This is a genomic window from Pseudarthrobacter phenanthrenivorans (assembly GCF_000813845.1).
In the GTDB taxonomy this organism is placed as follows: domain Bacteria; phylum Actinomycetota; class Actinomycetes; order Actinomycetales; family Micrococcaceae; genus Arthrobacter; species Arthrobacter phenanthrenivorans_B.
Window position 1 is genome coordinate 76,830 of the sequence record NZ_JWTB01000001.1, and the last position, 25,451, is coordinate 102,280.

Annotated in this window: 24 protein-coding genes and 3 tRNA genes; 14 read left to right on the top strand and 13 right to left on the bottom strand. The window is 66.0% G+C overall.

The features are described from left to right. Nucleotides 1–16: 16 nt before the first annotated feature. The 6 genes from gyrA (at nucleotide 17) to RM50_RS00360 (ending at nucleotide 4,878) form a co-directional block, all read left to right on the top strand. The gene (gene gyrA / locus RM50_RS00340; protein ID WP_043448615.1) at nucleotides 17–2,695 is read left to right on the top strand and encodes a DNA gyrase subunit A; all 2,679 of its coding nucleotides are present in this window, start codon (nucleotides 17–19) and stop codon (nucleotides 2,693–2,695) included. After that, entirely contained in the window at nucleotides 2,688–3,344 is a 657-nt protein-coding gene (locus tag RM50_RS00345) for a DUF3566 domain-containing protein (RefSeq protein WP_043448617.1), read from the top strand. Before gyrA ends, RM50_RS00345 begins: the two co-directional genes overlap by 8 nt. A gap of 97 nt (nucleotides 3,345–3,441) precedes the next feature. Further along, nucleotides 3,442–3,515 (top strand) — tRNA-Ile (locus tag RM50_RS00350). 71 nt (nucleotides 3,516–3,586) lie between these two features. Further along, nucleotides 3,587–3,703, top strand: coding sequence for a DLW-39 family protein (locus tag RM50_RS21010; protein WP_220034418.1), 117 nt, complete (start codon nucleotides 3,587–3,589; stop codon nucleotides 3,701–3,703). Nucleotides 3,704–3,775: 72 nt separating this feature from the next. Beyond that, a tRNA-Ala gene (locus RM50_RS00355) sits at nucleotides 3,776–3,851 on the top strand. Nucleotides 3,852–3,933: 82 nt separating this feature from the next. Further along, the gene (locus RM50_RS00360; protein ID WP_043448618.1) at nucleotides 3,934–4,878 is read left to right on the top strand and encodes a DMT family transporter; all 945 of its coding nucleotides are present in this window, start codon (nucleotides 3,934–3,936) and stop codon (nucleotides 4,876–4,878) included. A 29-nt stretch (nucleotides 4,879–4,907) separates the two neighbouring features. Here the strand turns inward: RM50_RS00360 and RM50_RS00365 are convergent, their stop codons facing one another. Together RM50_RS00365 and RM50_RS00370 are read right to left on the bottom strand one after the other, a co-directional pair. Then, nucleotides 4,908–5,786: a glycosyltransferase gene (locus RM50_RS00365; RefSeq protein ID WP_043448620.1), complete on the bottom strand. Its 879-nt coding sequence runs from the start codon at nucleotides 5,784–5,786 to the stop codon at nucleotides 4,908–4,910. Between the two features lie 114 nt (nucleotides 5,787–5,900). Beyond that, the gene (locus RM50_RS00370; RefSeq protein WP_043448623.1) at nucleotides 5,901–6,839 is read right to left on the bottom strand and encodes a hypothetical protein; all 939 of its coding nucleotides are present in this window, start codon (nucleotides 6,837–6,839) and stop codon (nucleotides 5,901–5,903) included. Nucleotides 6,840–6,994: 155 nt separating this feature from the next. Between RM50_RS00370 and RM50_RS00375 the strand changes: the two genes are divergently transcribed. From RM50_RS00375 to RM50_RS00385, 3 genes are all read left to right on the top strand, one after another. Then, nucleotides 6,995–7,540 (top strand): peptidylprolyl isomerase, encoded by a 546-nt coding sequence (locus tag RM50_RS00375; RefSeq protein WP_043448627.1) that lies wholly within the window; start codon nucleotides 6,995–6,997, stop codon nucleotides 7,538–7,540. A gap of 9 nt (nucleotides 7,541–7,549) precedes the next feature. Beyond that, nucleotides 7,550–8,428 carry a rhomboid family intramembrane serine protease gene (locus RM50_RS00380; protein ID WP_043448629.1) on the top strand — a complete coding sequence of 293 codons (879 nt, stop codon included), beginning with the start codon at nucleotides 7,550–7,552 and terminating at the stop codon, nucleotides 8,426–8,428. A gap of 534 nt (nucleotides 8,429–8,962) precedes the next feature. Further along, entirely contained in the window at nucleotides 8,963–9,430 is a 468-nt protein-coding gene (locus tag RM50_RS00385; RefSeq protein WP_043448632.1) for a carboxymuconolactone decarboxylase family protein, read from the top strand. 210 nt (nucleotides 9,431–9,640) lie between these two features. Here RM50_RS00385 and RM50_RS00390 read toward each other — a convergent pair whose 3' ends face one another. After that, complete coding sequence (locus RM50_RS00390; RefSeq protein WP_043448635.1) at nucleotides 9,641–10,246, bottom strand: DNA-3-methyladenine glycosylase I; 606 nt, start codon at nucleotides 10,244–10,246, stop codon at nucleotides 9,641–9,643. Between the two features lie 33 nt (nucleotides 10,247–10,279). Further along, nucleotides 10,280–10,531, bottom strand: a complete 252-nt coding sequence (locus tag RM50_RS00395) for a cell division protein CrgA (protein WP_043448636.1) — start codon at nucleotides 10,529–10,531, stop codon at nucleotides 10,280–10,282. 173 nt (nucleotides 10,532–10,704) lie between these two features. On the opposite strand from RM50_RS00395, the gene RM50_RS00400 reads away from it, so the two are divergent. From RM50_RS00400 to RM50_RS00410, 3 genes are read left to right on the top strand one after another with little or no spacing between them, the layout of a single operon-like run. Continuing rightward, nucleotides 10,705–11,499, top strand: coding sequence for a class E sortase (locus tag RM50_RS00400; RefSeq protein WP_043448639.1), 795 nt, complete (start codon nucleotides 10,705–10,707; stop codon nucleotides 11,497–11,499). Nucleotides 11,500–11,501: 2 nt separating this feature from the next. Next, the gene (locus tag RM50_RS20795; protein WP_043448642.1) at nucleotides 11,502–11,672 is read left to right on the top strand and encodes a hypothetical protein; all 171 of its coding nucleotides are present in this window, start codon (nucleotides 11,502–11,504) and stop codon (nucleotides 11,670–11,672) included. Further along, nucleotides 11,669–12,310 (top strand): aminodeoxychorismate/anthranilate synthase component II, encoded by a 642-nt coding sequence (locus RM50_RS00410; protein WP_043448645.1) that lies wholly within the window; start codon nucleotides 11,669–11,671, stop codon nucleotides 12,308–12,310. The genes RM50_RS20795 and RM50_RS00410 overlap by 4 nt, the downstream gene beginning before the upstream one ends. A 45-nt stretch (nucleotides 12,311–12,355) precedes the next feature. On the opposite strand, the gene pknB is transcribed toward RM50_RS00410, so the two are convergent. Genes pknB through RM50_RS00445 form a run of 7 tightly spaced genes read right to left on the bottom strand, consistent with a single transcriptional unit; the run spans nucleotide 12,356 to nucleotide 21,872 of the window. Further along, the gene (gene pknB / locus RM50_RS00415) at nucleotides 12,356–14,332 is read right to left on the bottom strand and encodes a Stk1 family PASTA domain-containing Ser/Thr kinase (protein WP_043448647.1); all 1,977 of its coding nucleotides are present in this window, start codon (nucleotides 14,330–14,332) and stop codon (nucleotides 12,356–12,358) included. Between the two features lie 15 nt (nucleotides 14,333–14,347). Continuing rightward, nucleotides 14,348–16,075 (bottom strand): serine/threonine-protein kinase, encoded by a 1,728-nt coding sequence (locus tag RM50_RS00420; protein ID WP_043448650.1) that lies wholly within the window; start codon nucleotides 16,073–16,075, stop codon nucleotides 14,348–14,350. Beyond that, nucleotides 16,072–17,532: a peptidoglycan D,D-transpeptidase FtsI family protein gene (locus RM50_RS00425; RefSeq protein ID WP_043448653.1), complete on the bottom strand. Its 1,461-nt coding sequence runs from the start codon at nucleotides 17,530–17,532 to the stop codon at nucleotides 16,072–16,074. Before RM50_RS00425 ends, RM50_RS00420 begins: the two co-directional genes overlap by 4 nt. Then, entirely contained in the window at nucleotides 17,529–18,917 is a 1,389-nt protein-coding gene (locus tag RM50_RS00430; RefSeq protein WP_043448655.1) for an FtsW/RodA/SpoVE family cell cycle protein, read from the bottom strand. The genes RM50_RS00425 and RM50_RS00430 overlap by 4 nt, the downstream gene beginning before the upstream one ends. Continuing rightward, nucleotides 18,914–20,653 (bottom strand): PP2C family protein-serine/threonine phosphatase, encoded by a 1,740-nt coding sequence (locus tag RM50_RS00435; protein WP_043448656.1) that lies wholly within the window; start codon nucleotides 20,651–20,653, stop codon nucleotides 18,914–18,916. Before RM50_RS00435 ends, RM50_RS00430 begins: the two co-directional genes overlap by 4 nt. A 2-nt stretch (nucleotides 20,654–20,655) precedes the next feature. Continuing rightward, nucleotides 20,656–21,138 carry an FHA domain-containing protein FhaB/FipA gene (locus tag RM50_RS00440; protein WP_043448659.1) on the bottom strand — a complete coding sequence of 161 codons (483 nt, stop codon included), beginning with the start codon at nucleotides 21,136–21,138 and terminating at the stop codon, nucleotides 20,656–20,658. Then, entirely contained in the window at nucleotides 21,135–21,872 is a 738-nt protein-coding gene (locus tag RM50_RS00445; protein WP_043448661.1) for an FhaA domain-containing protein, read from the bottom strand. The genes RM50_RS00440 and RM50_RS00445 overlap by 4 nt, the downstream gene beginning before the upstream one ends. 395 nt (nucleotides 21,873–22,267) lie before the next feature. On the opposite strand from RM50_RS00445, the gene RM50_RS00450 reads away from it, so the two are divergent. Continuing rightward, nucleotides 22,268–22,350 (top strand) — tRNA-Leu (locus tag RM50_RS00450). Between the two features lie 136 nt (nucleotides 22,351–22,486). On the opposite strand, the gene RM50_RS00455 is transcribed toward RM50_RS00450, so the two are convergent. Both RM50_RS00455 and RM50_RS00460 read right to left on the bottom strand, forming a co-directional pair. Continuing rightward, nucleotides 22,487–23,194 carry a FadR/GntR family transcriptional regulator gene (locus RM50_RS00455; protein ID WP_043448664.1) on the bottom strand — a complete coding sequence of 236 codons (708 nt, stop codon included), beginning with the start codon at nucleotides 23,192–23,194 and terminating at the stop codon, nucleotides 22,487–22,489. Nucleotides 23,195–23,212: 18 nt separating this feature from the next. Beyond that, complete coding sequence (locus tag RM50_RS00460; protein ID WP_043448666.1) at nucleotides 23,213–24,346, bottom strand: L-talarate/galactarate dehydratase; 1,134 nt, start codon at nucleotides 24,344–24,346, stop codon at nucleotides 23,213–23,215. 154 nt (nucleotides 24,347–24,500) lie between these two features. Between RM50_RS00460 and RM50_RS00465 the strand changes: the two genes are divergently transcribed. Continuing rightward, the gene (locus RM50_RS00465; RefSeq protein ID WP_043448669.1) at nucleotides 24,501–25,430 is read left to right on the top strand and encodes an NADP-dependent oxidoreductase; all 930 of its coding nucleotides are present in this window, start codon (nucleotides 24,501–24,503) and stop codon (nucleotides 25,428–25,430) included. The last annotated feature ends 21 nt before the right edge of the window (nucleotides 25,431–25,451 follow it).

Below are 25,451 nucleotides of genomic sequence, written 5' to 3' on the forward strand. Positions count from 1 at the left end.
AAACGGAAAATAAAGAATGAGCGACGAAACACCCGAGAATTCCGCTCCTGAGGAAGGAACTCCGGACATCGTTCTTGAGGGCGATGTGCTGATCGACCGCGTCGAACAAGTGGACCTGCAGACGGAAATGCAGCGCTCCTACCTGGACTACGCCATGGCCGTCATCGTCGGCCGCGCACTCCCCGACGTCCGGGACGGCCTCAAGCCCGTCCACCGCCGGGTGCTGTACGCGATGTTCGACGGCGGCTACCGCCCCGACCGTTCCTTCAACAAGTGTGCCCGCGTGGTGGGCGAGGTCATGGGCCAGTACCATCCGCACGGCGATACCGCGATCTACGACGCCCTGGTGCGCCTGATCCAGGACTGGACCATGCGCTACCCCCTGGCGCTCGGCCAGGGCAACTTCGGTTCACCGGGCAACGACGGCGCGGCTGCGCCCCGGTACACCGAAACCAAGATGGCCCCCCTGGCCATGGAAATGGTCCGCGACATCGACGAGGAAACAGTCGATTTCCAGGACAACTACGACGGCAAGAACCAGGAACCCACCATCCTGCCGTCCCGGTTCCCCAACCTGCTGGTCAACGGCTCCTCCGGCATCGCCGTGGGCATGGCCACCAACATCCCGCCGCACAACCTGCGGGAAGTGGCCGACGGCGTCCAGTGGTACCTGGCCAACCCGGGCGCCAGCCGCGAGGAACTGCTCGAGGAACTGCTGGTGCGGATCAAGGGACCCGATTTCCCCACCGGTGCCACCATCCTGGGCCACAAGGGCATCGAGGACGCCTACCGGACCGGCCGCGGCTCCGTCACCATGCGCGCAGTGGTTGCCGTGGAGGAGCTGCAGGGCCGCACCTGCCTGGTGGTCACGGAGCTTCCGTACCAGGCCAACCCGGACAACCTGGCCATCAAGATCGCCGAACTGGTCAAGGACGGCAAGATCCAGGGCATTGCCGACCTCCGCGACGAGACCTCAGGCCGCACGGGCCAGCGACTGGTCATCGTGCTCAAGCGCGATGCCGTCCCGAAGGTGGTCCTCAACAACCTCTACAAGCACACCGAACTGCAGAGCAACTTCTCGGCGAACATGCTGGCCATCGTGGACGGTGTGCCCCGGACGCTGAGCCTGGACGCCTTTATCCGCCACTGGGTGACGCACCAGATGGACGTCATCGCCCGCCGCACCCGGTACCGCCTGCGCAAGGCCGAGGAAGAAGCCCACATCCTGCGGGCCCTCCTGAAGGCCCTGGACATGCTGGACGAGGTCATCGCGCTCATCCGGGCCTCCAGCACCACCGAGGCCGCGCGCGACGGGCTGATGGAACTGCTGGATATCGATGAAATCCAGGCACGGGCCATCCTCGACATGCAGCTGCGCCGCCTGGCCGCGCTGGAACGCCAGCGGATCCAGGAAAAGCACGCAGAACTCGAAGCCCTGATCACCGAGTACAAGGAAATTCTCGGCTCCGAGGAGCGCCAGCGCGGAATCATCAGCTCCGAGCTGGGCGAGATCGTGGAAAAGCACGGCGACGACCGGCGCACCCGCATCCTTATGGGCTACGACGGCGACATGTCCATGGAAGACCTCATCCCCGAAGAGGAGATGGTGGTCACCATCACCCGCGGCGGCTACGTCAAGCGCACCCGCAGCGACAACTACCGGTCACAGCAGCGCGGCGGCAAGGGCATCAAGGGTGCCCAGCTGCGCGGCGACGACGTGGTGGAGCACTTCTTCGTGACCACCACGCACCACTGGCTGTTGTTCTTCACCAACCTGGGGCGCGTCTACCGGGCCAAGGCCTACGAGCTGATGGAGGCAGGCCGCGACGCCAAGGGACAACACGTCGCCAACTTGCTGGCATTCCAGCCCGATGAACACATTGCCCAGGTCCTGGACCTGAGGGACTACCAGCAGGCCCCGTACCTGGTGCTGGCCACCAAGAGGGGACTGGTCAAGAAGACCAGGCTGGAGGACTATGACACCAACCGCTCCGCCGGCGTGATCGCCATCAACCTGCGCGACGGCGATGAACTGGTCTCCGCCCAGCTCGTCTCGGAATCCGACGACCTCTTCCTGGTATCCCGCAAGGGCCAGTCGATCCGCTTCACGGCCACCGATGACGCGCTGCGCCCCATGGGACGGGCCACCTCCGGTGTCACCGGCATGAAGTTCCGCGAAGACGACGAACTGCTGGCCGCTGACGTGGTCACGGATGGTTCGTTCGTGTTCATCGTGACCGAGGGCGGCTACGCCAAGCGCACAGCGGTGGAGGAGTACCGCCTGCAGGGCCGCGGCGGCCTTGGCATCAAGGTGGGCAAGTACCAGGAGGAGCGCGGCCACCTTGTGGGTGCCCTTATTGTCCAGGAAGAGGACGAAGTCCTGGTGGTCATGGAGGGCGGCAAGGTTGTCCGCTCCTCCGTTGCCGGGGTGCCGGCGAAGGGCCGTGACACCATGGGCGTCATCTTCGCCAAGCCGGACAAGAATGACCGGATCATCGAGGTGGCGCGCAACAGCGAACGCGGTCTCGAGGACGAGGAATCCGCCGGCGATGACGTAACGTTGGCTGGAGATGGCGGGACCGCTGGGGAATCCGCCGTGCCAGCATTGGCAGAAGAATCACCGGCCGTTGAGTCAGAGGACGCCTCGGGCGACGCTGAGCCGAACGAAGACAACACGGAGGTAACGAGTGAGTAATTCCGACTCATTTCCCAAGCCGAACAGTACTGTTCCCGACGGGAACCGGCCTTCAGCGGCACCCCGCGTGAACGCCCCCGTACGTCCGCAGCAGCGCCCGGCAGCTCCTCCAGGCGCGCCGGGACAGCGTCCTGCCGTTCCCGGCCAGCGTCCGCAGCAGGGTGACCGCGCGGCGCAGCCCGGCCAGCGGCCGCTCCAGGGCCAGCCCGGCCAGCCGGGCCAGCGTCCGGCGCAGGGCCCCGGCCAGGGCGGTCCCGGGCTGGTGAAGCCCGCACCCAAGGCCAAGGTCCGGCGTGCCCGGCTGCTGATCAGCAAGGTGGACCCCTGGTCCGTCCTGAAGATGGCGTTCCTGCTCTCCGTTGCGCTGGGCATCGTCACCGTGGTGGCGGCGATTGTCCTGTGGACAGTCCTCGATCTGACCGGCATCTTCGACCAGGTGGACAGCCTGCTCGGAACGCTGGCCGGTTCTGAAAGCGGCGGCTTTGAACTGAAGAAGGTGGCGTCGCTGGGACAGGTGGCCTCCTTCGCCACCATCATCGCCGTGGTCAACGTGGTCCTGCTGACGGCCCTCTCCATGCTCTCCGCAGTCCTCTACAACATCTCTGCCACCCTTGTGGGCGGCATTGGCGTTACCCTCACGGACGATTAGGAGGCCGTTTCCGCCGGCCCCGGGCCGGCGGAAACGCCCGATTTGAGATCGGGCCGGGGTGTGCTGTAAAGTCATGTCTCGGCCCGATGAGGGATCGGGGCGTATAGCTCAGGCGGTTAGAGCGCTTCGCTGATAACGAAGAGGTCCCAGGTTCAAGTCCTGGTACGCCCACGGAACCTGTGCAGGTTTCAAACGGAGGTTCGGTACGGTTTAACCCGCCGCCGGATCGGAACGGGGAGCATGTGAAGAAGTTGCTTGTATTGGCAGCGGCAATCGCAAGCGTCCTGGTCTACCGCAAGGCACAGGAATCCGAAGCCCGGAAGACAGTCTGGAGCAAGTCAACCGACAAGGTGGACTAGCCCCGGGGCCCGCGCCGGGAGCCGGTTAAAGGCTCCCTGGTTCTAGGGTATGATGGACGGGTTGCTTCTTATGGGGGCATGGCGCAATTGGTAGCGCACCTGCTTTGCAAGCAGGGGGTTCGGGGTTCGAGTCCCCGTGCCTCCACCATGAGAGAGTCCCGGTCAGCACGTGTGCTGGCCGGGACTTTTCGTTTGCCTCTTCCGCCGGGGGCCCGTATCAGGGGTGTGGATTGAACTTCTTCTTCGCGGCCCTGGGGGTCCTGGGCGTCGCATCTTCCGGGCCGCTGATCGCGGCCACGCTTGGGGCCACCAGCGTCAGTGCCCTGGCCATCGCTTTCTGGCGCAACGCCATCGGCGCCGCGGTCATGGCCTCTCCCACCCTGGTCCGGGACCCGTCCCAATTCCGCAGGATCACCCGTCGGGAATTCCGCTGGTCCCTGCTGGCCGCCGTCGCGCTTGCCCTGCACTTCGCCTGCTTCATCACCTCCCTCCAACTCACCTCCGTGGCCGCAGCCACAGCGCTTGTTTGCCTGCAGTCGGCCTGGATTGCTGTTTTCCAGCTCATCCGCGGCACCCGCCACCGCTGGCAGGTCCTGGCCGGCCTCGGGATCGCCTTCGGCGGCGTAGTGGCGATCACCGGTTTCGACATGGGAACCTCGCCGCGGGCCGTTACGGGGGACCTGCTGGCCGTGGCCGGCGGGGCACTGGCGGGGTTGTACACACTTGCTGGTGGGAGGGCGCGGCAAAGCATGACCACGGGGACCTACACCACCCTGTGCTACGGGATGTGCGCGGCCCTGGTGGCCGTGCTGGCCCTTGTTGCCGGCCAGCCGCTGGCCGGGTTCGAGCCCGCCGGGTGGCTGGGGATCGCTGCGATCACCGTGTGCGCACAACTCGTGGGACACACCGCGTTCAACCACCTGCTGGCCACCATGAGCCCGCTGATCGTGTCCATGATCATCCTGCTGGAAATCCCCGGCGCAGCGCTGCTGGCCGCCGTCTTCCTGCAAGAGACCCTGCCGGCCGGAACCTACGCGGGACTCGGCCTCATCCTGGCTGGGCTCGCCGTGGTGGTCCTGGGCCAGAGAAACGGGCGCAGGCGGACCGGAAGCCGGACGCATCCGCCCGGGGAGGAGCCGCCGTCGGAACGGCTCGCGGAGCTGGGGACGGACTAGCCCGGAAGGACTGCCTGGGACGGGCTGGCCTACTGGCCGCCCCGCCGCACGGGCTGTGCCGTGTTGACGGTATGGATTGCCCGAAGGAGCTTGGCTGGGAAATACACCGAGAAGAAAACCACCATGGGCGCCTTCAGGGCCATCTTCCGTACGTTGTGGGCCTTGTAGGTCCGGTCGAAACGGGTCACGTAGTAGCGGTAGTCGCGGGGCGAATCTTCCAGCCGCCGTGCCGACATGCCGGACACCATCTGCGGCCAGTAGCGCACGGGAAGTTCGTGGTCGGCCAGGTGCAGGGACAGGTCGATGTCCTCGTGCATCTCGTCCTTTTCGTCCCGGCAGGTCTCTGAGCGGATGGTTTCCCAGGCGGAGGCGCGCAGGGCCATGTTGGAACCGAACAGGAAATGGTACTGGTGCTTGGCAAGCTTCAGCATGAGCTGGCGCATCTTGTCGTCCGCCTTGAGGCCAAAACGGCGCATCGGCATGTCGTAGTAGACCACGGGACCGGTGGCAGCCTGGACGGCCGGATCCGCAAAGGCCTTTTGCACCTGTTCCACCCAGTCCGGTTCCACGATGGAGTCCGCGTCGATGCGGCCCAGGATGTCCCCGGTGGCGCTGTTGAGCCCGAAGTTGCGGGTGGGGATCAATCCCTGCTCCCGGTCCTGGCTCAGGAGGATGATGGGGCTCTCCGGATACTCCAGCTGCATCTGGCGGACGATGTCAGCGGTCCGGTCTTTGGAGAGGTTGTCCACCACGATGATTTCGTGGGCCGGAACGGACTGGTAGATGGCAGCTATCAGGCACTGCCGGATGACGCTCTCCTCGTTGTACGCAGGGATCACGATGGACACGCGGAGCTCTACGGCGGCGGCGTCATTCACAGTATCCCCAGAGGATTGGTTGGCTGGCATCACTTCAAATCTAGCATCAGGGCCTTGTCCTGCCGCGGGCGGTACCAGGGACAAAACACGGCGCACAAAAAAGGGCCCCGCCTACGGCGGGGCCCTCCCTGTGCTGGTGGAATCCTAGGCCTGGCTGGTGCCCTTCTCATCCTTGGCGGTGTCCGCACCTTCCGCGGAGTCTTCCGCCACGTGCTTTGCCTTCTCAGCGGCGTCCGCGGACGTCTCCTTCACGGCTTCCGCTGCATCCGCGGCCGTCGAGGCGGCTGCACTTGCGGCGGATCCGGCAGCGGCTGCACCCTTATTGGCGGCGTCGGCGGTGCTGTCCTTGACGTCGCTGACGGTGGTTGCCGGAACGGGGGCAGGAGTCGGGGTGACCGGTGAGGGGGTCTTCCAGGGGTCCTCGACCGGCTTGGAGGCTTTCCAGGCGGCAACGCCGGCGGCCACCGCAGCGGCGATCACACCGAAGACCAGCCAGCCACGCTTCTTCGGCTTCTCCGGCTGTGCCAGCTGCGCATCCACGGCCCGGCTTGCTCCCGCCGCGGCTGCCTTCAGCTGCGTGCCGGTTGCCTGTGCCTGTTCCTGGATGGCGTGGATGAGTCCAACGTCGCCCAGCTTCTGCGCGACGGCATCCACCCGTGCCGGGGTGTTTTCCAGCGTGCGGTGCACGGCACCGGAGGCCACGCCGATCTGGTCCGACAACTTGGGCAGGTACTCCACGACAACGCGGTCACGGGCGTTCAGGACAACGGGCGTGGCCTTGTCCAGGGCTTCGTGCAGCTTCGGGGAGGCGTTGTCCACGACGTCGTTGATCCTGGGGGCCAGCTGGGCCAGGCCGTCCTGGATCCGGGGGGTGACCGTGGCAACACCGTCCGCGAGGCTGTGGGCCGCGGTCTTCAGACCCTCCTGGATCTTCGGAGATGCGGTGTCCAGGCTGTGCTGGAGGCGGGGAACCGCCCAGTCCACGGCAGCTTCCACCCGGGGGGCCGCCCAATCCTTGGCGTTTTCCACCGCACTGGTGACCGACTGCTCAAGGTCACGGGCAATACGATCCGATTTCTTCACAACTACCTCCCGATTAATGTGACGGTTCTGTCGCTAGCCTACGTGCCCAGATGATCACGGGCTATTCACTCTGCGGATTTTAGGGGGATTTCACCCAGCGCGGAACTGCGCCCGCAGCCAATGCCGGCCATAGCAGGCATGGGAGAATGGGGCCTATGACTGCCATCGCAACTGCAAAAGCAACCATTCACACGAGCCTCGGCGACATCGTGGTTAACCTCTTCGGCAACCACGCGCCCAAGACGGTCAAGAACTTCGTTGGCCTTGCCACTGGCGAGCAGGCGTGGACCCACCCGGAAACCGGTGAGGAGAAGACCGGCACGCCGCTCTACAACGGAACCATCTTCCACCGCATCATTAAGGACTTCATGATCCAGGCCGGCGATCCGCTGGGCCGTGGAACCGGTGGCCCCGGCTACCGCTTTGACGACGAGATCCACCCCGAACTGAGCTTCAACCAGCCCTACAAGCTGGCCATGGCCAACGCCGGCATCCAGATGGGCAAGGGCACCAACGGTTCACAGTTCTTCATCACCACCATTCCCACGGACTGGCTCCAGGGCAAGCACACCATCTTCGGTGAAGTGGCTGACGAGGAATCCAAGAAGGTCGTTGACGCGATCGAGGGTGTCCGCACCGGCATGGGCGACCGCCCGGTCGAGGACGTCACCATCAACAGCATCGACATCGAACAGCTGTAACGCTCCAGCATGAGCTACGGAATTCCGTCGGCCGAGCCGTCCGCCCAGGTCCCGGTCTGCCCCCGGCATCCGGACCGGCCGTCCTACGTCCGCTGCCAGCGCTGCGGGCGCCCGGCATGCCCGGACTGCCAGCGGGCGGCCGCCGTCGGATTCCAATGCGTTGACTGCGTCAACGAAGTACAACGGACGACGCCGGAGGTACGGACCGTCTATGGCGGCGCCGTTGCCACCGGCAAACCTGTGGTGACGTACGGGATCATCGCGGCCTGCGTGGTTGTCTACGCGCTGCAGATGCTGATTCCCGATCAATGGGTTTACAAGCAGTTCGCCTATAACAACGTCTTTGCCGCCCCCCAGTACGGTGCCTTTGAGCCGTGGCGGATGCTCACCTCCGCCTTCCTGCATTCCCCGGACTCGCTGCTGCACATCCTGCTCAACATGTACACGCTGTGGATTTTCGGGCAGGCCCTTGAGCCTGTGCTGGGCCGCGCCCGGTTCCTCGCCCTGTACCTGATCTCCGCTGTCGGCGGGTCCGTGGGCTATCTGTTGCTGAACCCGCTGCTGGTGCCCGGACAGGGCCTCGTGGGCCTGGTGGGAGCGTCGGGGGCAATCTTTGGCCTGTTCGGTGCCATGCTGCTGGTCCAACGGCAGCGCGGCGGAGATACCCGCCAACTGTGGATCCTGATCGCCATCAACGGCGTCATCGGCTTCCTGATCCCCCACATCGCCTGGCAGGCCCACCTGGGCGGGCTCATCACCGGCGGTCTCTGCGCCGCCGTCCTGGCTTATGCGCCCCGCGGCCGCCGCCGAAGCCTTCTCCAGGGCCTGGGCCTGGCCGGCGTGGTGGTGCTGCTGGTCGCCCTGACCTGGCTGAGGGTAACCCTGTAGCCGCTGGTTCCCAGCCCTGATGCTGCCCCCGGCACCCTTGGTGCCGGGGGCAGCTTTGTTTTCCACAGGTGTTATCCACACTGTGCGTAACTTACACAGCTGTAGTTCATCGCTTCGCGCCCGCCGTTCCGCCCCCTGAACAGCAATGCTCTGACCGGCCGCCCGGTTTCTCCATAGCTGTGGATAACCTGTGGGGATATTGCTGTGCGTAAGTGGATAAGCACCGCGGTCCAGCGCACACTGTGGACAAGTGCATCGAAAAACCGCTCCACGGCCCCGCTGACCCAGGTGCCTGCCCGGTTATCGACAGGCTTATGAACACTGTTAATAAGTGACAAACCTGTAGTTCGGCCGCCGAAAATCGCCGCGGGAGTAGGCCCAAGGCCCCACGTAGCCCCGGATTTCCACGAGGTTACCCACAACTGTGGATAACTTGTGGGTATTCCGATGTTGGTAAGTGGATAACAGCCCGTGCCCCGGCTTCGTCCTGCCTATGATGGTTTTCCGCCGAACCTCCTACCGACAGGGACACCCGTGAGCGTCACCGAGCACCTTTACCTGGACAAACAGCACCCTGACCTGTGGAAGGCCATCAGCAGCCTGGGCCTGAAAGTGCAGGAAGCTGCGGAAACGGCCGGCATTGGGCGCAGCCTGCTGGAACTGCTGAACGTGCGCATCTCCCAAATCAACGGCTGCGCCTACTGCCTTGACCTCCATGTGCGCCGTGCCGGCGAGGCGGGGGAAAGCCCCCAGCGGCTGGCGGTACTCCCCGCATGGCGGGAAACTGCCCTTTTCACCGAGAAGGAGAGGGCCGCGCTGGCGCTGGCTGAGAGCATCACCGAACTTCCGGCGCAGCAGGCCCGGGACCATGCGGAAGGGCTGGCGCGGGAGTGCCTGACGGCGGAAGAGTTTTCGGCCGTCAGCTGGCTTGCGGTGACCATGAACGCCTTCAACAGGGTATCGATCACCAGCCACCATCCGGTCAGGCGGGACCGCGCCTAGGTCCTCCTCCACGGCGACTGCTGTCAGTCCACGTCCGGGAGCCCGTTATCCACAGGTATTCCACACTGTTAATAACCGGCATCTGCACCGCAGGTTTAGCTGACTAGCCGTGACCCGGCAGGGCAGGCGGGGTGCGGCCGTTCCCCGGGGAGGATTTTCCACACTGTGGATAACCTTGCCAACAGTTGGGGATAACTTGCCGGGCTGGGCTTAGTCCCGCCAGATCCCCGAGGATCCGCGGCGGTGGCTTCCCACCAGGTGGGTGTCCACAATGCCCACTGCTTCCATCAGGGCGAACATGGTGGTGGGACCAACGAAGGAGAACCCTCGTTTGCGCAGCGCCTTGGACAATGCAATGGACTCCGCCGACTGTGTCGGGATTTCCGTGACCAGCCGGGGCCGCGGGGTATTTGCGGGTCGGAAGCCCCAGACAAAGTCCACCAGTCCGCCGTCGTTCCGCAGTTCCAGCGTGGCCCTGGCGTTCCGTATGGTGGCAACTATTTTCAGACGGTTGCGGATGATGCCGGGATCCAGCATCAGGCGTTCGACGTCATCATCCGTGAACAGCGCCACGGAATCGGGATCGAAACCGGCGAAGGCATCCCGGAAGGCAGGCCGCTTGCGCAGGATGGTGGCCCAGGAAAGGCCGGCCTGGAAACCTTCCAGGCAGATCCGCTCGTACAGTCCCTGCTCGTCAGTAACAGGCAGGCCCCATTCGTGGTCGTAATAGTTCCGCATGAGCGGATCCGTGGCAGCCCAGGCGGGCCGGGCCAGGCCGTCCTCGCCGATGATCACTCCGGCGGTCTCGGGAGTCAGTGGGTTCTCCTTGGAACAGCGTTTCCGTGGGCGCTAGGAGCGCCAGCGTGTGGTCATCAGGAACCCGATGATGGCGATGCCGAAGCCGGCCACGATGTTCCAGGACTGCCAGGCCTGGACCGGGAACCGTCCTTCACTGATGTAGAAAGTGATGATCCAGAGGAGCCCAATAATCATGAGGCCAAACATGACCGGCTTGAACCAGACGGGATTGGGCTTGTAGGCCTGCGCCGCAGCCGGCTTGTCGGTGCTGGCAGTCTTCTTGCGAGGCTTTGACTCGGGCACTGGCTCTCCTTGGCGGACTGGGCAAGCTCGGCGTCCCGGGCTTGGTATCCTGCAAGAAGGAAATTTCCAGCGGTCTGCGCGATCTTGGTCAAATCTGGATTCTTACTAGCAGCCAATTCTAGCCGCAGTTGATGGGCACCCGGTGCCCAGGGCGAACGCCCGGAGGGGAACGCGTGGTATTGCAGGAGAAGGTGGGGCCCGCCACTGCGCCTGCCCCCCGTCGTGCCCTGCTGCGCGGCACCATCCAGGTACTGGGCGAGCTCCTCATTACCGCCGGCGTGATCCTCCTGCTGTTTGTCGCCTGGCAACTCTGGTGGACCAACGTCGAGTCCGACGCCAAGCAGAGCCAGGTCATCAAGGAGTTCGCCCAGGACCTCGGCAAAGCGGCTCCAGCCCCGGCTGCGACGGTTCCCTCCGCGCCCCCGGCCGCGGGCGAAGATTTCGGCAAGCCCGTCGTCGGGACCGCACCTGGCCACGCCGGCACGATCGGCATCATGTATATTCCCCGGTTCGGGCCCACCTACACCCGGCCGATCGTCCAGGGCACCAGCCAGGACGTCCTGGACACCCTGGGCCTGGGGCACTACACCAACACGGCGATGCCGGGGGCAGTGGGGAACTTCGCCGTCGCGGGCCACCGCCAGACGCACGGCGCGGTGCTGGACAACATCCACACGCTGGTGCCGGGCGACAAGATCTATGTCCAGACCAAGGACGGCTTCTATGTCTACGTGTTCCGGAACAACCAGATCGTGATGCCGTCCCGCACCGATGTCCTGGAACCGGTCCCCACACAGCCCGGCGTCACGCCCACCGAGAGCTACCTGACCATGACCAGTTGCAACCCGCGCTTCGGGGCGGAAGAACGCATCATCGCCTACGCCCTGCTGGACAGTTGGCGCCCTGCCTCGGCCGGGCCGCCGGCCGAGATCGCGGCACAGGTTGCAGCAGCCACCGGAAGGAGCTGACCGTGTACGCCTGGATCTTCCGCCACCTTCCCGGACCTCTCTGGCTCAGGATCGTCATCTCGTTGGCATTGATCTTCGTTGCCCTGGTATTGATGGTCCAATTCCTGTTCCCCTGGATGTCCCACTTCACCCAATTCACCGACTCGACGATTGGTTCCACAGACCAGCCATGACCACAACCAAGATCCTCGTAGTGGATAACTACGACAGCTTCGTCTACACCCTGGTGGGCTACCTCCAGGAACTCGGTGCCGAAACCACCGTTGTCCGCAATGACGACGTCACCCTGGCCGAGGCGATCGAACTTGCCGGCACCCGCGACGGTGTCCTGATTTCCCCGGGCCCAGGGAACCCTGCTGAGGCTGGCGTCTGCATCGAACTGATCAAGTGGTGCGGTGAAAACAGCGTCCCCATGTTTGGGGTGTGCCTGGGGCACCAGGCGCTGGCGGAGGCCTTCGGCGGCAAGGTCACCCACGCCCCCGAGCTGATGCACGGGAAGACCTCCCAGGTGGAGCACATCGGCACCAGCGTCTTCGCCGGCCTCCCCTCCCCCATCACGGCCACCCGGTACCACTCGCTGGCGGCGGTCCGGGAGTCGATTCCCGAGGAACTTGAGGTCACGGCGCAGACCGCGTCCGGCGTGATCATGGGCCTGCAGCACCGCACTGCCCCGCTCTGCGGCGTACAGTTCCACCCTGAGTCGGTCCTCACCGAGGGCGGCTACCAGATGCTGGGCAACTGGCTCGAGTCGTTGGGCATGAAGGGCGCCGCCGCGAGGGCAGCGAAACTGAGCCCCCTGATCCAGCACTAGGGCCTGAGGCAGCCGGTAGCCGGCGCCCCGGCGGACCAGCCTCCGTCAGTCTTTCCTTGTGGGCTTCGGCGTCGGAGTTGCAGTCGGCGTCGGCGTTGCGGTGGGGGACGGTGGGGGCGGCGGAGCCTTGGCCACAACGATGGCCACCGTCTTGCCCTGCTCCACCGCGGCGTTGACCGGGTCGCCCTGATCCGTGACCCTGCCGGGTTCCACCTGCGAGTTCTCCACTTCCGTCACCGCCGGGACCAGGCTGAGCTCCTTCAGTGCTGCTTCGGCCTCCTCCCGCGTGAGTCCGCGCAGCTCAGGGACAGCCACTTTGCCGGTGGAAACGATCAGCTCCACGCTGGTGCCAACGGCCACGCTTTGGCCCGGCGCCGGAGTGGAGGTGATGACGATCCCCGCCGGTACCGTGGCGCTGTTGGCGGTGGTGGTGGAGGGCGCGCCGACCAGACCGGCCTGGCGAAGGATGTCCCTGGCCGCGGCCTCCGTCTTGCCGGGCAGGCTGTCCGGGATCTTCACGGAACTGGGGCCGTCGGAAACGTTGAGGATCACCTCGGCACCGGGGTCCAATGAACCGCCCGCGGCCGGATCGGTTCCAATGGCCGTTCCCTTGGGCACCGTGTCATTCGCCGCACGGGCGATCCTGGGCCGGAGCCCAGCGTTGTACAGTTCCTGCAGCGCTGCCGTCTCCGTCATCGAGGCCACCGCCGGGATCTGCACTTTGGGCGGGGCCGGCGCCGGGCGGTTCACGGTCTGGTACAGCCACAGGCCGCCGCCCGCCAGGACCAGCAGGGTGAAGATCACCAAGGTGGCAATCCAGGCACGACGGCGGGACTTCTGGCCGTTTGTCCGCTCCCGTTCCGGAGGGAGGCCGAGCGGGAGCGGGCCGGTCCCGTAGCTGTCCGCCCCGTACCCACCTTTCCCATGTTCATCCGCAGGTTCCAGCGGAACGCCCGTACCGCCGTCATGGAAGAGGCTGGTGGATGCCAGGCGCCCGGTGGGGGCGTCATCCACGAAGCCCGCGCCGGTTGCGGCGAACGCCTCGGTTGCCGGTGATGCCGGGGGCACGTGGTCGTTCGGATCGGTGGGCGCCTCCGAGGCCGCCACCACTGGCACGGGCACACCGGCCTTGGCCGCCCTGAGGGCGCGCCGGAACGCTGCTGCATCCTGGAACCTGTCGTCCCGGTTCTTTTGCAGGGCCTTGGCCAGTACGCTGTCCAGCGCCGGCGACACCTGCGGGTTGAGGCTGCTGGCGGGCTCCGGAATTTCCCGGACGTGCTGGTAGGCCACGGACACCGGGCTGTCACCGATGAAGGGCGGCCGCGCCGTTAGCATTTCGTAGAGCAGGCAGGCAGCGGAGTAGAGGTCGCTGCGGGCATCGACGGTTTCCCCGCGGGCCTGTTCCGGAGACAGGTACTGGGCTGTTCCCACCACGGCCTGGGTCTGCGTCATCGTGGCAGAGGAGTCGGCAATTGCGCGTGCGATTCCGAAGTCCATCACCTTGATGCTGTTGGTGCCCTGGCAGTACATGACGTTGGCGGGCTTGATGTCCCGGTGGACGATCCCGGCCTTGTGGCTGTATTCGAGGGCCCCCAGGACGCCCAGGCAATAGTCGATGGCCTGGTCGATGGTGATGTCCTTGGCACGGATGAGGTCGCGCAGGGTCTTGCCCTCGACATACTCCATCACAATGTAGGGCACCCGCACGTCCTCGGCGGAGCCGTCATGGACCAGGTGTTCTCCGGTATCGAAGATGGCCACAATGGAGGGGTGGTTAAGGGCCGCCACCGCCTGCGCTTCACGCTTGAACCGGGCCTGGAACTGCGGGTCCCTGGCCATGTCCGGCCGGAGCAGCTTGATGGCGACCGTCCTGCCCAGGCGGGTATCCGTCCCTTGGTAGACATCCGCCATGCCGCCACGCCCGATGAGGCTGCCCAGCTCGTACCGGCCGCTCAGGACGCGCCGGTTGTCCACCGGGAGGCTGTCCTCCCGGTGCAACGGTGTGCGTGGTGACTCATTCACTGGTGGTCCCGGCGGTTAAGGGGTGCAGGTCGGGGGCGTTCCGGCCGTCTGGCCGGCCGCACAGGTGGGCAGGGGTGAGATGGGCGTCGGACCCGCTACGGGTGACGACGTGGTGGGCGTCGGCTTGGGAGCCGCCGTGGTGGGGGCCGGCGACGGCGCGGTTGCATAGATGACGGTAATGAGCGTTCCCTGCGGCACCGTACCGGTGGGGTTCAGTTCCAGGACCGTTCCCGGTGCCGCGGAAGTGCTCTCCTGCGGCAACACCGTCACCTGCAGCCCCAGTCCGGCGAGGGAAGCCTGGACCTGCCGGTAGTCCTTGCCCAGGTAGGCCGCGGGAATGACGTTGACCGTCTCCTGCGTGGGCGTGGGGGTGGGCGTCGGCGTGGGCGTGTTCTGCGTCTGCGTCGGTGTTGCGGACGGCGTGGTGCGGGTGGGGGTCGGTGACGTCGGCGGTGCGCTGCTCGTGGTGCTTCCGGACGTGGGATTGCCGGATGGCGAGAAGAGACCCATCTGGTTCAGCAGGAAACCTGCCAGCGCGAACAACAGCAACAGGATCAGGGCCACCAGGGGCCACGTCCACGGGCTGCGGCCCTTGCGCCGGGGCTCGTCGGAGGGGGCGTCGTCGTACGTCTCGTCCTCCTGCTGGTCCCAGTTCCGCTCAGCGGCAAGGGCATTCGCGCGGGCAAGCGGTCCTTGCGGGACATTCGCGTCAGCCGCGCCTGCGCCGCCGGCGGCCATGCCTGCCGCCGCGCCCACAGCTCCCGCTCCGAGCACCGGGAGGGCAGACGTCGCAGTCGGGGCGGAATCATGCTGGGGGCCGATGACACCGGTTGGTGCTGTGGCTGTGTCAACGGGGGCGGTGATGGGGCCCGTGGCGGCGTCGAACAGGAGCATCCCGGGCACGGCGGCACGGGCGGCACTGATATCGCCGTTGCGGATGGCTTCCGCTGCCTCGGCCAGCTTAATGGCGTTGGCGGGCCGCTCCTTGGGGTCCTTGGCGAGCATGGACATCAGGAGCGCCCGCACCGGAGCGGGCAGTGTGTCCGGAAGGGGCGGCGGGGCGTCGTTGACCTGTGCCAGGGCAATGGCGATCTGGGACTCGCCGGAGAAGGGCCGGTGGCCGGTAAGGCACTCGTACCCAATCACGCCAAGCGAATAGATATCCGACGAACCCGTGGCCGTCTGCCCGGTGGCCTGTTCCGGTGAAAGGTACTGGGCCGTTCCCATGACCTGCCCGGTCTGCGTGAGCGGTACCTGGTCGGCCAGGCGGGCGATGCCGAAGTCGGTCACCTTGACCCTGCCGTCGGGAGTGATCAGGAGGTTCCCCGGCTTGACGTCCCGGTGGACCAGGCCCTGGGCGTGCGCGACGGCCAGCGCGCGGGCGGTCTGCGCGATGATCGAGAGCGTACGGTCCGGGGACAGCACCTGTTCGTGCTCGATGATGCTGCTCAGTGGCTGGCCCGGAACCAGTTCCATGACCAGGTAGGCGGAGCCTTCCTCTTCGCCGTAGTCGAAGACGTTGGCAATACCCACGTGGTTCAGGAGGGCGGTGTGGCGGGCCTCCGCACGGAAGCGCTGGAGGAACCCGGGATCCCCTGTGTACTCCTCCTTCAGCACCTTGATGGCGACGATGCGGCCCAGGACGAGGTCTTTGGCCTTCCAGACTTCCCCCATGCCGCCAATCGCGATCCGCGTGGTCAGCTGGAATCTGCCGCCGAGGGTGATTCCCGTTGTAGGCCTCACTTATTCAACACCGCCTCAAAAATCTTCTTCGCATTAGGACTGGTCAGCTTTGCTCCCGCGTAGATGTCTACGCCTTCCATGACGATCGTGACGCTGACCTTGGGGTTGTCAGCGGGTGCGAACCCGGTAAACCACGAGTTGTTGGTCCCGTTTCCGAGTTCGGCGGTGCCGGTCTTGCCCGCGACCTGCACGCCGGGCACCGACGCGCCCTTGGCAATGCCGTCAGTGACCACGCTGGTCATCCATTCGGTGATCTGCTTGGCGATCTCCGGGGTGGTGGATGTCCTCAGCTGTGCCGGCTGCGGCTCATCAATGACCCGCAGGTCCGGCGAACGGAGCGTCTTGACCAGGCTGGGCGCCATCTGGACGCCGCCGTTGGCGATGGCGTTCGTCATCATGTTGACCTGCAGCGGCGTGACGCGGACGTCCTTCTGGCCGATCGCGGACTGGGCCAGCCCGGGCGCGTCCAGGTTGTCCGGGAAGCCGTTGCCCTGGGCGTGGCCGAGCTTCAGCAGGCCGCCCACGTCCTCGCCGAACCCGAACTTCTTGTATTGGGCGGCGATGGCGTCCCGGCCAAGGTCCAGGGCGATGCTGGCGAACGGGGTGTTGCAGGACTGCTGCAGCGCAAAGGCGAAGCCGGCAGTGTCCCGCGTGTAGCAGTTGCCGCCCGCATAGTTGGGCAGCTTGTACTGGATGCCGTCGAACGGCATTTCCGCCGGGTTGGGCAGGACACTGTCCTTGTTGTACTTACCCGAAGCGAGGGCAGCGGCCGTGTCCACCAGCTTGAAGACCGATCCGGGCGCGAGGAGCTCGCCGGTGGGACCGCTGACGTTCTGGTTCAGGTTGATACCAGGGACCTTTACCAGCTCGTTCATGTTGGCGCCTTCGGCCGCCGCGTCCTGGGTGGCCACCAGGTTCGGGTTGTAGGACGGTTTGGACGCCATGGCCAGGATGGCGCCGGTCTTGGGGTTGGTGACCACGATGGAACCGCGCTGGCCGTCCGGAATGAGGCTGTATGCCAGCTGCTGGATCTGGGGGTCGATGGTCAGCTCCACGGAAGCGCCCTTGGGCTGGTTTCCCAGGAAGAGCTGGCCCACCCGGTCCAGGAACAGCTGGTCCGAGTTTCCGGCCAGTTCCGCGCCCATGGCCTGTTCGAGGCCGGTGGCGCCGTAGTTCTTGGAGAAGTACCCGGTGATCCCTGCGTAGAGCTCCGGCTGCGGGTAGGTGCGCTGGAACTTGCAGGTTTCCGAGTTGGTTTCCGCGGATTCGGCCACCGGGGTCCCGCCGACGATGATGGCCCCCCGGTCGTTGCAGTAGTTCTGCAGGATGGCGCGCTGGTTGAGCGGGTTGGTTTTCAGGTCATCCGCGCCCACTACCTGGACGAAGCTGATGGCGCCGAACAGCAGCGCGAACATGGCCACCGCGGCCACCCATGAATGTCGGATTGCCTGGTTCATGCCTGCTTCACCGCCTCGGTCGGAGTGTCAATGCCGGTTGCCGCTGCTGCCCCGGCCGGTGGCAGCGGCGTGGTGTCCACCGGGCCGCGGGCCGCGTGCGAGATCAGCAGGAGCAGGCCCACGATGATCCAGTTGGCCAGCAGCGACGATCCGCCGGCGGCAAGGAAGGGAGTGGTGAGGCCGGTCAACGGGATGAGGCGGGTGACGCCGCCGATCACCACAAAGCACTGCAGGGCGATGGCGAACGAGAGACCACAGGCCAGCAGCTTTCCGAAGGCGTCCCGGGTGCCGAGGGCGGCCCGGAACCCGCGGGTGAACAGCAACAAGTACATCAGGACGACGGCGAACAGGCCGATCAGGCCCAGTTCCTCGCCTAGGGAGGCGATGATCATGTCGCTGTTGGCAAAGGGGACGAGGTCCGGGCGGCCCTGGCCGAGGCCGGTACCCACGAGGCCGCCGTTGGCCATGCCGAACAGCCCTTCGATGACCTGCCGGCTGCCGTTCTCATAAACGTCCGGGGAGAAGGCATTGAGCCAGCCGTAGACCCTTTGCTGGACGTGGGAGAACACCTGGGCAGCCACGAACCCGCCGCCCAGGATCAGGGCCAGGCCGATCACCACCCAGCTGATCCGGCTGGTGGCCACGTAGATCATGACGATGAACAGGCCAAAGAACAGGACGGACGAGCCGAGGTCCCGCTGGAAGATCAGCACGCCGATGCTGACCAGCCACGCCGTGATCATCGGGCCCATGTCCTTGAACCGCGGGAACTGCAGCGGGCCGATCTTCCGCCCCGCAAGCAGGATGAGGTCGCGGTTGGAGGAAAGGTACCCGGCGAAGAATATTGCCAGCGTGATTTTTGCGACTTCACCTGGCTGGAACGTCATGGGGCCCAACCGGATCCACACCCGTGCACCGAGGATCTCGCCGGCGCTGATACCCGGAACGAGCGGCAGGATCAGCAGCAGCGCACTGGCCGCCAGGGAGATGAAGGTGAAGCGGCGCAGGATGCGGTGGTCCTTCAGGAAGAAGACCACCGCCATGGCCACCGCCATGGCGATCAGCGTCCAGCGGAGCTGGTTGTTTCCGGTGTCCTCGCCGGGCGCGTCAAGACGGTGGATCATGGCAAGGCCCAGACCGTTCAGGGCCACCACGATGGGAAGTATTACCGGATCTGCATATTTAGCCCGGAAACGCAGGACGCCGTGGAACACCAGGGCGGCGACCGCGAGGAGGCTGGACTGGAACCAGAAGTCCGAGTCGAAGGCCTTCTCCTGGTCCACACCCACCAGCATGTTCGCCCCGATGCCCACGGCCAGGGCCAGTACCAGCAACACGAGTTCGACGTTGCGGCGGGGCTTGGGCATGTTGCTTACCTGGCTCATTTGGCCGCCTCACAGGTGATGGTGGGGGTGGGCGTGGGGGAAGCCGCCGAGGGCTGAGGCGAAGGGGCGGCAGTGTCCGGGGCAGGTGGCGGTGCAGCCGCGCTGGCGGCCGGCTGGCTGGGTGAAGGGGCCGGGGCGGTGGCGGAGGCCGAAGGCTTGGGGCACTCCTCTTCCGGGGAGGTGGTTCCCGTAAGCTCCAGGTTCTTGACGATCCGCTGGGCATCGTAAAGGTCGTTGGCAGGCACCGTCTGGCGCACGCGCTGCTGCGAGAACGGCGGCAGCGAGTCCATCCGGATATCCGTGACCGCTTCAAGGGAGGACAGCTGGATGGGTCCCAGCCGCTGGGAGACGCCGTTGTAAATAGCCACGCGGGAATCGAATTCCCCCACGTAGTAGCGGGTCTGGGTCCAGGCGTAGCCGAGCCACAGGCCAACAGCCACCACTACCAGCGCGGCGGCCGCAACCGACCAGGCCAGCCAGCGGCGCGGGCGCAGTGGCGGCAGGGCATCATCGGCGTCGCCGGCTGGTTCTGCCTTGTGCGTCAGGAGCGTCGCAGCGCGCCGTGCCACGGTGCGTCCGGCCACCGTGGGGATGGAGCCCGATTCCGCGGCTGCGGCCGCGGCGCCCACCAATTCGTGCGGGCGGGAAGCCAGCTCTTCGCGCAGTACCTCAGCGGAGAGGTGTTCCCCCAGATGCGGGTCAGTGCTGCCGCTCTCCGCGGCGCCTGCGTCCTTGGCGGGATCTGCGCTCCCGGTTTCGCTGTCGGCGGGTTTCTGCGCGTCCTTGCCCGGATCCTTGCCTTCTTCACCCGGTTCAGGGTCGGTTGGGGTGCCGTCCCCGGATGTCGTGGCGTCCCGGGAAACGGTGGGGGAGGCGGTGGTGGCCGGCGTGGCGTCAGCAGCGGCAGCGGGCTTGGTGCCCGTCACAGGAGGAACGATTTCGACGGCAGCCGTGCTGACGTCGTCGGGCGTTTCCTCCACGATGTCCACCATGACCACGGTGACGTTGTCCGGGGAGCCGGCCTCAAGGGTCAGTTCGACCAGGGTGTCAGCGCATTCATGCAGGTTGTGCGTTTCGCGGACGGTCCGCTCCACGGCGTGTGCGGCGACGTAGTTCAGGCCGTCGGAGCACAGCAGCCAGCGGTCACCCGGCCGGGCGTCGAGGGTGTCCAGGTCAAGCTCCGGGCTGGCGTCAACATCGCCGAGGACACGCATGAGGACGTTCTTGTGAGGGTGCGTTTCCGCTTCTTCGGGCCGGAGCCGGCCTTCATCGATGAGCCGCTGGACGAAGGTGTGGTCAACGCTGACCTGCTTGAATTCCCCGCCGCGCAGCCGGTACGCGCGTGAGTCGCCGATGTGCGCGAAATGCAGCTTGCCGTCAGCCAGCAGGAGGGCGGTGACGGTGGTGCCCATGCCTGCCAGTTTCGGGTTGATGTGCACCAGTTCCGACAGCAGGGAGTTGGCGGTCTGGATCTCGTCGGCCAGGATGGTCCCGGCGTCGTCGCCGTGCTCGGGGCTGTCCAGGTGGATCATGTCCAGGACTGTCGCGGCCGAGGCTACGTCACCGCCGGCATGGCCGCCCATGCCGTCGGCGACGACGGCCAGGTGCCGTCCGGCGTAGGCGGAGTCATCGTTCTTGGACCGGATCCGGCCGACGTCGGACCGGGCGGCGAAGCGCATGATGAGGGGCCGCTGCGCCGGACTGGAGCCGGTTGCGGGGGTTTCAGCCTCGGCCACGGTTACGGCCTCAATTCAATGACCGTCTTGCCGATTCTTACAGGTACCCCTGGCTCGACGGGCAGGGCACGGGTAAGTTGCTGGTCGCCCAGGTAGGTGCCGTTGGTGGAGCCCAGGTCCTCGATGAACCAGCGGCTGCCCTGCGGGAAGAGCCTGGCGTGGCGGCCCGAGGCGTAATCGTCCTCCAGTACCAGCGTGGCTTCCTGGGCACGGCCCAGCAGGATGGGGCTGGCGGCCAGCGGCAGGGTCCTGCCCTTGAGCGGTCCTTCGACCACCACCAGTTGCCGGGCCTGCTGCTTCACGGGTTGCGGCGGCGCCTCGGCGAGCTCGGGATTCCGCCGCACCTGGCGGGCCGTGGGGGCGCCGGCAGCGGCCTTGCGGCCCACCATGAGGTCCCGGCGCATGGCCGAGACAATGCTGAAGATGAGGACCCAAAGGAGCAGCAGGAAGCCAAACCGCAGTGCGGTGATGGTGAGGTCGCTCATGCGTGGCCACCCGGGTTGGCAGGAAGCAGGCGGAAAATGATCTTTGTCCGTCCCATCGTGATGGTGGAGCCGTCGGTAAGTTCGGTGCTTCCGGAAACCTTCTGGCCGTTGACGTAGCTGCCGTTGGTGGAACCCAAATCCACTGCGCTGGTGACCCCGTTGGCCGTCCTGATTTCCAGGTGCCGCCGGGATACGCCGGTGTCATCGATGTGGATGTCCGCTTCCGATGACCGGCCCAGGACGATGGAGGGGGCGTTCAGGGAGTAGCGCTGCCCCTCGATGTCCAGCACCGGCTGAAGCCTGACCGGCTGCCGGCTGGGGGCCGCCGGGACGTTGGGCCTGGGCTGCGGGGCTCCGCCTTGGGACTTTTCGGTTGACGAGGCAATCTCGAAGTCACCGGCGCGCAGCGCGGAATCCCGGCGGAACGAAATCCGGACGGGGCCCTGGAGGGTGTAACCCTGGCTGCGGACGTGGTTGATGACCACGTCGCAGAGTTCCTCCGCCAGCGGGGTGCCCCATTCCTGGGCCCGGGCAAAGTCGCCATCGCTGAGCTGGACGTCAAAGACGTTGGGGACCAGCGTGCGGCCGGCTGCCACGGTAAGGGCCTTGTGGTCCACTTCGCGGCGGAGCCGGCTGGCGATTTCCACCGGTTCGACCTGCGCCTTGGAACCGGTGGAGAAGACACCGCGGACGGCCTTTTCAATGCCACGTTCAACCTTGTCAAGCAGACCCATGGTTCTTCTCCTTTCCCCCCGGTTCCGGGGCAGTAGTTGTTGCTGACCAGCACCTGCAGGACAGTTCACCGCCGCGCGGCCTGACAGCTTTCAGCGGCCACTCCTACATCCGATACTACTTGCCACCCCTGCCAATGACCTTAATCCACAACGGCCGGGCGGCGCCGAAAGTTCGGCCGGGCAGGCCGCCGGGCCACGCCCGGGGCCGGTTTTCCGCGGCTCCCGGCAGGCCCCGCGGGCCTTGATTTACCCCCGCCAATAAAGCGATTGGACGGGTTGCGGCGGGCCGTCCGGCAGCCAATTGGTAATTTGCGGCATCTGTCCGTTATGCTTGATCTCGCTGCTTTTACGAGGCGCGGAACGGGAAACCGGACTGGCCGAGAGAAAGAAGTTGCGCGCGAGTGGCGGAACGGCAGACGCGCTGGCTTCAGGTGCCAGTGTCCGAAAGGGCGTGGGGGTTCAAATCCCCCCTCGCGCACGCAATGGAAAGAGCCCCGGTCTTAGGACCGGGGCTCTTTTGTGTCTTCCGGCGATTCCGGAGCTTGTCCGCAAAACCTTGCCTGCAAGGTCCTGAAACGCGAACAAGCCCATGAACGCTGCGGCGGAGGCGGCTCCTACTGGCTGGACGGGCGCGCCGAAGCCTTGAACCGGCGTCGTGAATTGGCCAGGTGGGTGCGCATGGCCGCGGCCGCCGCCGCCCCGTCACGGTCGGCGATGGCGTCCAGGATGGACCGGTGCTCCTGCACAACCTGGTCGAAATGGTCCCGGGCGTAGTGTTCGACGCCGGTCATCAGGCGGGTGCGGGGCATGGCAATCATGGTTTGCCCCAGTGAGGCCAGGCAGTCGGAGTAAAAGGGATTGCCTGACGCGGCGGCCACTGCCCGGTGGAACTCGAAGTCCGACTTCATGGCGTGGGCGGGGTGGTCTGCGCTGTCACTGAAGGCATCCAGCGCCGCCGTAACCGCGCGCAACTGCCGCTCCGTGTGGTTCCGCGCCGCCAGTGCCGCGGCTTCCGTCTCCACTCCCATCCGGAAGGCCAGCAGGTGCAGCCTGTCCTCGGTGGTGGCCACCGGGCGGCCTCCGGGCACTGGCGGGGGACCGTCCGCAGGGGGAGTGAGGGCGAAGCTGCCGCGTCCGCGTTCGGTTTCCACCAGCCCCTCGGCCTGCAGCCGGGTGAGCGCGGCACGGACCACAGTCCTGCTGACGCCGAAATCATTGATGAGCGTATTCTCGCTGGGCAGCTTCTCGCCCGGCTGGATGACGCCGTCGACAATGCGGGTGCGAAGGTCGGCGGCGAGGTCCGCGGTGAGGTTCCGGCTCATGGTTCCAAGGTTACGGCGTCAGGGTCGGGCCCCGAACTCCACGCTCTCGGTGGTCCAGGCGCGCGCCTGGTCGCTGAGGGTGACGCCAAGGCCGGGACGGTCCGGGACGATCATCCTGCCGTCCTTGGTTTCGAGGCGTTCGTTGAACAGCGGGTCCAGCCAGTCGAAATGCTCCACCCAGGGCTCGCGGGGGTAGGCGGCCGCGAGGTGCAGGTGGATTTCCATGGCGAAGTGCGGGGCCAGGCCCAGTCCGCGCTCGTCCGCCAGTGCGGCGAGGCGCAGGAACTGGGTGATGCCGCCCACGCGCGGGGCGTCCGGCTGGATGATGTCGCAGCCGTTCGCCGCGATGAGGCCCTTGTGCTCGGCCACGGACGCGAGCATCTCGCCGGTGGCAATGGGTGTGTCCAGGACCTGCGCGAGGTGCGCATGGCCTTCGAAGTCGTAGGCGTCGAGGGGCTCTTCGATCCAGACGAGGTCGAAATCCTCCAGCCGGCGGCCCATGCGCAGGGCGGTGGCGCGGTCCCACTGCTGGTTGGCGTCGACCATAAGGGGCACGTCAGGACCGATGTGTTCCCGGATGCCGGCCACTCTGCGCAGGTCCTCCCTGCTGTCCGGGAGGCCCACTTTGATCTTGATGCCGCCGATGCCCTCCTCAATGGACTGCGTGGCGCGTGCCTTGACCTCGTCCAGGGTGGCGTTCAGGAAGCCGCCGGAGGTGTTGTAGGTCCGCACGGAGTCACGGTACGAGCCAAGGAACTTGGCCAGCGGCAGCCCCGCACGCTTGGCCTTGAGGTCATACAACGCGATGTCGACGGCGGCGAGGGCCTGGGTGGCGACGCCGGAGCGGCCGACGGAGGCGCCGGCCCACAGGAGCTTGGTGTAGATCCTGGCGATGTCGTTCGGGTCCTCGCCGATCAGGCCTTCGGCAACCTCCTTGGCATGCGCGTACTGGGCGGGACCGCCGGCGCGCTTGGAGTAGCTGAAGCCGATCCCGGAGTGGCCCAGTTCGGTGGTGATTTCCGCGAACAGGAACACCACTTCCGTCATGGCCTTCTGCCGGCCGGTGAAGACCTTGGCGTCACTGATGGGAACTGCCAGGGGGAGGCGGGCGGTGGACAGCTTGACGTGCCGGATGAGGTCGACGGTACTCATGGATTCTCCTAGGGGCGGGACCGGGGCTCCTTCGCCCACCCTCTTAGGTTATAAGTCTTCAACTTGTATTACAAGTAGCTCTTGATCCGTGCGGTCCACCACTCCTGCTGCCCCAGGCGGAATAGGGGCGGGCCTGAACGCTGTTGATGCAGGAATGAAGGCAATGACGTACAGCGAATATGGCAGTCCCGACGTCCTTGAGCTGACCGAGCAGCCCGTGCCGAAAGTTGGGCCCGGCATGGTCCTGGTTAAAGTGAAGGCAGCGGCAGTCAACCCCGTCGACTGGAAGATCATGGCCGGCTACCTCGACGCGGCCATGGACCTGCAGTTCCCCGCAGTCCCGGGCTGGGACGTGGCGGGCGTGGTGGAATCCGTGGGTATCGATTCGCGCCAGTTCAAGCCCGGAGACGAAGTGATCGCCTATGGACGCAAGGACTACGTCCACGGCGGCAGCTTTGCCGAATATATTGCCCTCCCCGAAAGGCTCCTGGCCCGGAAGCCTGCCTCCCTTGACTGGAACGCCTCTGCCGGGCTGCCGTTGGCGGGTTTGACCGCCTACCAGGTCCTGAACCGGCTGGGCCTGGCGTCTGGTGAAACCGTGCTGATCCATGGCGGTGCCGGCGGCGTGGGATCCCTCGGTATCCAGATCGCCGTGGCCATGGGTGCCGATGTCATCGCGACGGCATCGGAAAAGAACCATGATTTCCTGCGCTCCCTGGGCGCGCATCCCGTCGCGTACGGTGAGGGCCTTGCCGGCCGGATCAGGTCCCTCCGCCCGGACGGAGTGGAGGTAGTGGCCGATTTCGTCGGCGGCAACCTCGAGGCCACCCTGGCGGTCCTTGCCGACGGCGGCCGGCACGCCTCCATTGCCGACAGCGACGTTGAGGAACACGGCGGCACGTGGATGTGGGTCAGCCCTGTCGGTGCCGATCTGCAGGAGCTTGCCGACCTGGTGGACGACAGGAAGATGCATGTTGAGGTGGCCGAGGTGTTTCCCCTGGCCCAGGCGGCGGACGCGTTCCGCCTCAACATGGCAGGCCATACCCGCGGCAAGATCGTGGTGGCAGTGGACCAGGCCGCCTGATCAGGGGGCGCGGTCGACGAC